Below are 7,515 nucleotides of genomic sequence, written 5' to 3'. Positions count from 1 at the left end.
TTGTCAGGAAGCCAATCAGGACAAGTATCTTTATAGAGCTTAAAATCGTGGATTGACCCTTTGCAGGTTTGCACATCAAGTATCAACCCTGTTTGCCAATGAACGATAACCTGCGCTTTTAAGGTATGTTGTTTTTTCTTACCGCTATAGTAGTCGCTTTGGTTTTTTTTGGACGCTCAATTGGGGTTTCGGTCGCATCAACAATGACGACGCTCCAATTGATGTCATCATCGACGCGACTAGGGAGCTTTTTGGGCAATTCAAACTTGCCAGAGTCAATCAGGATGTCTTCTACTTTACGGATGATACGGCTAGCAGAAGATTCATGAATACCAAAGTCCATACTGATATGATAAAGCGTGCGGTATTCACGCCAATAAGTCAGGGCTAATAGTATTTGTGCTTTAAGACTGAGCACGCTTGGTCTGCCTGATTTGGTTTTAGATGCTTCATGCTCTTGCATGGCCTCAAGCATGTCATAAAAGGTGGCTTTATGAATGCCTGTATAGCGTTTAAAACCAGCGTCACTTTGTTTGAGTAGCTTATCTATGTTTGGCATGGTTCCTAAAAAGTTATGAGTGTCTTCTTATTTTAATTCCCTTTGCTACTTTTGCAAGAGGTCTAATATATAGAAGGTCATTTATGAATAAGTTTAAAAATTACGCTAACATAGCCGTTAAGGCATAAGAAAAATAGAAGGAAAAGTGGTGTTTATTATCGATAAGTTAGCAACCAATACCTTAGAGCGACAACAAGCGCTTCAAGCAGTCGCAAATATTGAAACGCTCGTACAGCCAGAAGACCCATGGACTGAGAAAACATTGGCTGAGATGCTTATACAAGATAGTATGCATATACTGATAGTGTATAAACCAGAAGAGGAAGCAGGCTATAAGATCGTTGGTTATTGTTTATATCAAGTGGTTTTTGAGCAAGCAGAGATATTACGTATCGGCACCCATCCTGATTATCAGCGTCAAGGTATTGCGTCGCAGCTTTTTGCTACATTAAATAATGAGTTAATAAATAATAAGGTAGAGAGCTTATTATTAGAAGTGCGCGCAGACAATGCGCCAGCGCTTGCTTTATATGGGCGGCAAGGGCTTACGGTCATTCATAAGCGAAAGGGTTATTATCAACTGCCACACCAACCTTCTGTCGATGCATTAATCATGCAACGAGTTTATGATTAGCAATTGGTTGTTAAGAAGAGCAAATAGTTGTTTAAAAAAGAGTTAAATCATGCTTGGGGCGGTATTTTCTTTTTGCAGATCTCGATATTAGAAAGATAGTTTTTATCGGTTTTCATATGTTCGAGCACCTCGATGCGTTCAGCCAACATTTCTATCATCAAATTAATCGTCGTTTGCTGTTTTTTAACTTGCGCCAATTTCTGCTGCGTAAGGCTTAGCTGCAAATCAATATCAAGCTGACCATCGTAATAATCATTTAAGCTGTCTTTGATTTCAGTTAATGTAAAACCAATGGCTTGAGCACTTTTGATCAGCTCGATACGCTCGACGCATTCAGGATGAAACTCGGTATAAAGCCGGGAGCCTGCTTGGCGTTTGCGAGATTTTAGTAGTCCCAATTGGTCGTAATGACGAATGGTATCTTTGGTAGTATTGGCCTGCGTCGCTAGTGTGCCAATCAATAAAAATGCTGTATCGGGTGCCATGCTGACCTCGTAAGTAAAATAGCTAACTTACTAATTGTTTAAAAATGATAGAAAGTATTCTTCGTTACTATATTTATTTAAAAATAAATTCATTTAAATTTACTTTATATTTTTGATTGCCACGGTTGAGGTTTATCAAGTAATGAGACCGCTAACGGTTGATGGGAGTCCTTTTGCCATTTAACGGAACGGCTGCCAATTAAAGTATCTAGCTTCAGCAAAAATTTAGCGCGTGGCAAGGTTTCAGCTCCCAAACTTAGCAGATGGTCGTTTGGTAGCTGACAGTCTACCAATTGGACATGGCTTTGCTCACATAAACGCATTAAGCCCCAAAAGGCGAGCTTTGAAGCATTTGAAGCAACATGAAACATCGACTCGCCAAAATAAATACCGCCTATCTTTAAGCCATATAAACCGCCAATCAATTGCTGTTTATCATCCCAAACTTCAATGCTATGGGCAAAGCCTTGCGCATGGAGCTCAGTATAGGCGTCAATCATCTCGCTATGAATCCAAGTATGTTCGCCCTCAGGTAGCGCGTCATTGAAACCATCGCTACGCGGTAAGCTACAAGCATGGATAACATCATCGAACGCTTGATTGAGGGTCAATTGCCAACGACTGCGATTCGCTTGTTTGCGTAGTGATTTACTAGGTTTATAATCCTTTGGCAGCATAACGCAGCGCGGCTCAGGGCACCACCAAGCGATAGGGTCATCTTCATTAAACCATGGAAATAATCCTTGCGCATAAGCGGAAATCAGCGTTTCCGGTGCTAAATCTCCGCCGACAGCAACGATACCGATGCCATCAGGATCAACCATCATAGGATCGGGAAAGTTATAACGCCCAAGACTTTTTATGTATTGACGAAAAGTTTCAGGCGCTATAGCAGCCGCATTAATATTAATATCAATGCGGTCGTTATCTTTAGCAAAATCGCTCATTTATGCTTCTTTATCTTCAGTCAATGTGGAAGCATAAGTGTGGTCACGAGCGACTGTTTCACCCATAGCGTCCAGATATTTCTCAGCATCAAGCGCTGCCATACAGCCAGTGCCCGCCGAGGTAATCGCTTGGCGATAAACGTGGTCAGCGACGTCACCTGCGGCAAATACGCCCTCGATACTGGTTTGGGTGGCATTACCATTTAAACCGCTATTAACGATTAAGTAGCCGTCTTTCATATCTAGCTGGCCTTTGAATAAATCTGTATTTGGCTTATGCCCAATGGCGACAAACATACCAAATACGTCCAGTTGCTTAGTGCTACCATCAATCATCGATTCGATGACCAACCCATTGACACCCATATCATCACCGACCACTTCATTTACTTTGTGGTTCCATTCGATTTTGACGTTGCCGTTTTTGGCCTTTTCAAACAGCTTATCTTGCAAGATTTTTTCAGCGCGTAAGCTGTCGCGGCGATGGACTAGCGTCACTTCAGAAGCGATATTTGATAAATATAAAGCTTCTTCAACGGCGGTATTACCACCACCAATGACCGCGACTTTCTGGTTTTTATAAAAGAAACCATCGCAGGTAGCACAAGCTGATACGCCAAGGCCGCGGAATTTGCTTTCTGACTCTAAGCCTAAATACTGCGCAGAGGCGCCCGTTGAGATAATCAGGGCATCACAAGTGTAACTACCGTTATTACCGATTAGAGTAAAAGGGCGTACGTTTAAATCGACTTCATTGATATGGTCGTAGACCAGTTCGGTGCCAAAGCGTTCGGCATGGGCTTTCATACGATCCATAAGCGCAGGACCGGTCAAATCGTGCGCATCGCCTGGCCAGTTATCGACTTCAGTAGTCGTGGTTAGCTGCCCGCCAACTTCCAGACCGGTGACCATAACAGGTTTTAGGTTGGCGCGTGCTGCATAAACGGCAGCGGCGTAACCGGCAGGGCCTGAGCCTAATATAATGAGTTTTTCGTGGCGCGGAGCCGTGTTATCAGTTGCCATAAAATTTCCTTGCTTGCTATCTAAATAAGAAATATAAAAATTAGAATACGTGGTACAAATGATAAATGTTATAAAAAATAGTCGCTAAAAGTGGCGATGAATATGGTTTTTCTTATCGCTATGTGATAATAACATAAGGGCTGAGGGCAAAAAGTGCAAGTTTGCTAAAATGAATATGGGTATCATTAGAATCAAAGCACGGAGCGCTTAAAAACTGTTCTTAAAATGAAAGCATACTTTTTCATTGCCCACTGCTTTATTACTGAAAGGTGTGGCGAATGTTCGGTTAATGACTGCATTTTTTGCTCATCGGCTTAATAATTGATTTTCTTCTGCGCTTTCTTGATAACACTGTCGCCACTACGCCTATGTATTTGTTATTATAAGAAGTTATGCAAGCGTAGTGGTCAGTGAATAACGCAGCAAGTTAGATGATGACTTATACACTGCTTTTATACATTGCCACTTAATAGTAGAAAATCATTTCAACATGAAAAATTTTAATCATAAGCTACAAGCATTTATATTAATAACCAGCACTAACGAGCATTAGCAACGAGTATTGACAACAAGGCAGATCTTACGTGATATCAGCACCACTTATTGAGTATTTAAAAAAGGGCATATTTACCCTGCTTGGGTTAATACTGGCGGTTTATTTGTTCATCATTTTGATGACGTATACGGGTAACGATCCGAGCTGGTCGCATATCAGCAGTGACATGACGACTGTGAATAACATGGGCGGCGAGATGGGCGCTTGGCTATCAGATTTGCTCTATAGCTTTTTTGGTTTTGGTGCTTGGTGGTTGCTGGCGTTTTTGGTTTATGAGTCGGTGCTGATTTGGTGGGATAATAAACCAACGTTTTGGTTATTACGTGTCGTCGCTTATGTATTTTTGCTCTTAAGTGCCAGCGCCTTATTTGCGCAATTGGTGGCGTTAGTACAGCAAGTGGCAGACCCGATAACGTCTGGGCTAAAAGGGGTTGCTGGCGGTATTATTGGGCTTGAGCTGCAAGCACGTTTGGCACAGTTGTTATCGCAGTGGGGCAGTGTAATATTTTTGACGGTATTTGTGGTGATTACTGCCACTTTTGCTTTTAATATTCATTGGTTAGCGATTTATCAGAAAATTAAGACGTGGTCATGGCGTGATACTGCGGCTCGAGATACTGCGGTTCAAGATAGAGATAATAAACGCGCAAATAGACAAGCCACGCAAACAGCGTATGAGCAACAGCAAAATGATGAAAGTGTGGTTGATGAAAAAGCGGCGCAAGGTTTTGAGCAGTTACCACTCGATTTGCCAGCTACTGACCATGCTAGTCATGCTCAAACCGCCGATAAAAGTGGGCGCTTTAACAACGTATTAAAAGATTTCTTAGCGACATCGGGTCTCGGTGCTAGCGTTAAAGCATCTATGTCAGCTGCGGCAGCAGTGGCACAAACGGCAACGAATAGCGCAGCGCAAGATGAGCAATTACAAACCGCTTCTGCTAATCCAAGTAATTTTAGTCATGCCAATCAATCGCAAGCGTCAATGGCTACTATAAAAACAGCTAATGTAAATTCTATTACCGCTCCTGCACGTAAAGTTGAACCAAGTTTTGCTTGGAACGATGCCGATACGGTTGAGGACTTGTTGGCGCGTGAAGCAATGGCTGAGCAAGAGACGTTTGGTTACGATTCTGCTGCTACGTCTGTTGCTTTTGATGACATTAATGATATTGCTAATGAAGATGAAATGACAGAAAGCGTTGATTTAGGAGTTGATAGCTTAGAAGTTAATAACTTAGCAGATGCGTGGTTAGCAGAACACGGCGCAGTGCCAGTAGCGTCTAAGGTAGACCAGAAACAAACCGTCATTGAAGCGCCAGTAATGCAGACCTCTTTTGCCAAGGAGCAAAAAGTCGCAGAGGATTTAATCGGTAATGACATTGATGATTCAATGGATGACTTCTCTGACGCTTGGTCTATCGAAGACTCTGAGTTTACCGATAACTCTGAGCCTTTAACTCAACATGAAGTGCTGTCAACTCAACATGAAGTGACGAAAGACTGGCAAACAGATAACGCTGCTCCAGCCGATGAAATCAGTGAAACCGTTGACATGACGCCGACCAATACGCCGCCTGCCAATCCAAAATTAGCACCAACGGTGGACACTGGTACTTCGGTGGCCAATGCTACTCCGGCGCCCGCTAAACCGACCGTAAGCTTTGCGGTGCCAGAGGGCGATAGCAGTAATCATATTACCGACATGGTGCCAGAAGATGATATCCGAGCTGACGAAACCGATCTTCCAGTGATGCCGCATATCAGTGATGATGCTGCTTTTAGTCAAAAATCACGCTCGATGCAAACCGCCGCTTATCGTAGCAGCCTGACGCCGATTCCAGAGCTGTCGATTTTAGATAAGCCAGACCCTGACCGTAAGCCAAGCTATACCTTGGCTGAGCTCGAGCAATTGTCAGAGTTGTTAGAGATTAAGCTGCAAGAGTTTAATGTCAAAGCAAACGTGGTCAATGCCATTCCAGGCCCTGTGGTGACGCGCTTTGAAGTAGAGCTTGCGCCTGGTGTTAAAGCCAGCAAGGTGACGGGTATTTCACGCGATTTGGCACGTTCACTATCGATGGCGTCGTTGCGGGTGGTCGAGGTCATTCCGGGTAAGCCGTATATCGGTATCGAGGTGCCCAATAAAAAGCGCGAAATGGTGCGGTTGATTGAGCTATTAAATACGGAAAAATTTAAAGACCCCAAAGCGCAAATTAGCATGGCGATGGGTAAAGATATCGGCGGTAAGCCGATTATCACTGATCTTGCGCGCGCGCCGCATATGCTCGTTGCTGGTACGACAGGTTCTGGTAAATCTGTATTGGTCAACTCGATGCTGCTATCAATGTTGCTCAAATATACACCAAATGAGCTGCGTATGATTTTGATTGATCCAAAGCAGCTCGAGCTTGCCAACTATAATGATATTCCGCATCTGTTAACGCCTGTCGTCACTGATATGACCGAAGCGGCCAGCGCCTTGTCATGGTGCGTGGCAGAGATGGAGCGCCGTTATCAGCTGATGAGTTTATTAAAAGTGCGTAAACTTAACGAGTTTAATAAAAAAGTCATCGCCGCTGAAAAATCTGGGAATCCAATGCTCGATCCCTTATGGCGACCGAACGATAGCGTCAGTATCAGCCAAGCGCCCAAGCTAAAAACCTTACCGATGATTGTTATTGTCGCCGATGAGTTTGCTGATATGATTATGCAGGTCGGCAAGCAAGCCGAAGAGCTTATTACGCGATTAGCACAAAAATCACGGGCTGCGGGTATCCACTTGATGCTTGCCACTCAGCGGCCGTCGGTTGACGTTATCACGGGTTTGATTAAAGCTAATATTCCGGTGCGGGCGGCGTTACGCGTCAACTCGAAAGTAGATTCGCGGACGATTTTGGATAGCGGCGGCGCAGAAGACATGCTTGGTAACGGTGATATGCTGTTCTTGGGCCCTGGGCAAATTGAGCCTGACCGCGTGCATGGTGCTTATGTCAGCGACGAAGAAGTCAACCGTGTCTGTGATGCATGGCGTGAACGCGGCGCACCCGACTATATTGATAATATGGCCGGCAACTTTGAGCTATCTAGCCCCAGTGGCAGCGGTAGTGCGGCAAATGCGTCTGGTGAAGATGATGATTTATATAATGACGCTGTGGCCTTTATCATGGAAACGCGTAAAGTATCAGCGTCTAGTATCCAGCGTAAATTTAGCATCGGCTATAACCGCGCGGCGCGTATCGTTGACTCGATGGAAGAGGCTGGCTTGGTCAGCTCGATGGGCAAAAGTGGTAAGCGTGAGCTGTTGATGTAAA

General features: G+C 44.0%; 6 protein-coding genes and 1 pseudogene. 2 read left to right on the top strand and 5 right to left on the bottom strand.

Translation table 11 applies throughout. The annotated features are described in order from the left end of the window. Both A7325_RS14260 and A7325_RS08140 read right to left on the bottom strand, forming a co-directional pair. Positions 1-110: pseudogene (locus A7325_RS14260) on the bottom strand (hypothetical protein); the annotation flags it as partial. Positions 111-118: 8 nt separating this feature from the next. Further along, a complete protein-coding gene (locus A7325_RS08140; protein ID WP_068406746.1) occupies positions 119-559 on the bottom strand; it encodes a transposase family protein in 441 nt (146 codons plus the stop codon). Positions 560-707: 148 nt separating this feature from the next. On the opposite strand from A7325_RS08140, the gene rimI reads away from it, so the two are divergent. After that, entirely contained in the window at positions 708-1,193 is a 486-nt protein-coding gene (rimI, locus tag A7325_RS08135) for a ribosomal protein S18-alanine N-acetyltransferase (protein ID WP_082894354.1), read from the top strand. A gap of 47 nt (positions 1,194-1,240) precedes the next feature. Here the strand turns inward: rimI and A7325_RS08130 are convergent, their stop codons facing one another. The 3 genes from A7325_RS08130 to trxB form a co-directional block, all read right to left on the bottom strand. Next, on the bottom strand, positions 1,241-1,678 hold the full coding sequence (locus A7325_RS08130; RefSeq protein ID WP_068406740.1) for a MerR family transcriptional regulator: 438 nt from the start codon (positions 1,676-1,678) through the stop codon (positions 1,241-1,243). Between the two features lie 104 nt (positions 1,679-1,782). Then, positions 1,783-2,625 carry a leucyl/phenylalanyl-tRNA--protein transferase gene (aat, locus tag A7325_RS08125; protein ID WP_082894353.1) on the bottom strand — a complete coding sequence of 281 codons (843 nt, stop codon included), beginning with the start codon at positions 2,623-2,625 and terminating at the stop codon, positions 1,783-1,785. Next, complete coding sequence (gene trxB, locus A7325_RS08120; protein ID WP_068406737.1) at positions 2,626-3,648, bottom strand: thioredoxin-disulfide reductase; 1,023 nt, start codon at positions 3,646-3,648, stop codon at positions 2,626-2,628. It lies immediately after the preceding gene. Positions 3,649-4,232: 584 nt separating this feature from the next. Between trxB and A7325_RS08115 the strand changes: the two genes are divergently transcribed. Next, a complete protein-coding gene (locus tag A7325_RS08115) occupies positions 4,233-7,514 on the top strand; it encodes a DNA translocase FtsK (protein ID WP_068406734.1) in 3,282 nt (1,093 codons plus the stop codon). The last annotated feature ends 1 nt before the right edge of the window (position 7,515 follow it).

This window comes from Psychrobacter sp. SHUES1 (assembly GCF_001652315.1).
Classification (GTDB): Bacteria; Pseudomonadota; Gammaproteobacteria; order Pseudomonadales; family Moraxellaceae; genus Psychrobacter; species Psychrobacter faecalis.
This window is presented reverse-complemented; position numbering and strand designations above follow the sequence as displayed.